The organism is Kytococcus sp. HMSC28H12 (assembly GCF_001816045.1).
GTDB classification, from domain to species: domain Bacteria; phylum Actinomycetota; class Actinomycetes; order Actinomycetales; family Dermatophilaceae; genus Kytococcus; species Kytococcus schroeteri.
In genome coordinates this window covers 1-646 of the sequence record NZ_KV824556.1, presented here as the reverse complement: position 1 = coordinate 646, position 646 = coordinate 1, and the positions used below count along the sequence as shown (strand labels likewise).

Annotated in this window: 1 protein-coding gene; it reads left to right on the top strand. The window is 77.2% G+C overall.

Annotation, left to right across the window (positions count from 1 at the left end):
- Positions 1 to 626: NUDIX hydrolase (locus tag HMPREF3099_RS08395; RefSeq protein WP_141762084.1), on the top strand; the 626-nt coding region annotated here is incomplete at its 5' end.
- Positions 627 to 646: the final 20 nt, after the last annotated feature.

Genomic DNA, 646 nt, shown 5'->3' with positions numbered 1-646 from the left:
TCGAGGGGGCGGCGCCGCGGGTGGCCGCCGGCGACCTGCGGGAGGCGCGCGGGGCCCTGGAGCGGCCGCTCGTGCTGGACCACACGGCGGGGTACGACCCGCGGGACCTTCCCGCCGCGAGCGCTCCGGGCATGGTGGTGGAGGCCGAGTCGACGGTGCGCCGGCAGCGGGTGGCCACGCACGCGGTGGTGTTCGACCCGGCGGGCACCCAGGTGCTGCTCACCGGTCTGTGGGACGCCCGCAGCGAGACCGAGTTCTGGAACTGGCCCGGTGGTGGGGTGGACCCGGGGGAGACCTTCGAGGAGGCGCTCGCCCGCGAGGTGTGGGAGGAGACCGGTCACGCGCTGGCCAGGGCCGAGCCGCTCGCGGTGCGCTCGTGGACCGGGCGCGGCACCACCGGTGAGGGCGAGCTGGAGGACTACCACGGCATCAGCCTGGTCTGGGTGGCGGAGGCCGACCGGGTGGCCGAGCCCGTGGTGCACGACGTGGGGGGCTCCACCACGAGTGCGGCATGGGTGGACCTGGACGACGAGCGGGTGGGCGGTCGCATCCGGCGCAACACCGAGGACCTTCGGCGGGCGGTGGCGGCCCGGGCGCGGCGGCTGGGGGAGCGACCGGCCGGCTGAGCCGGCGGGCCTCGTCAGGG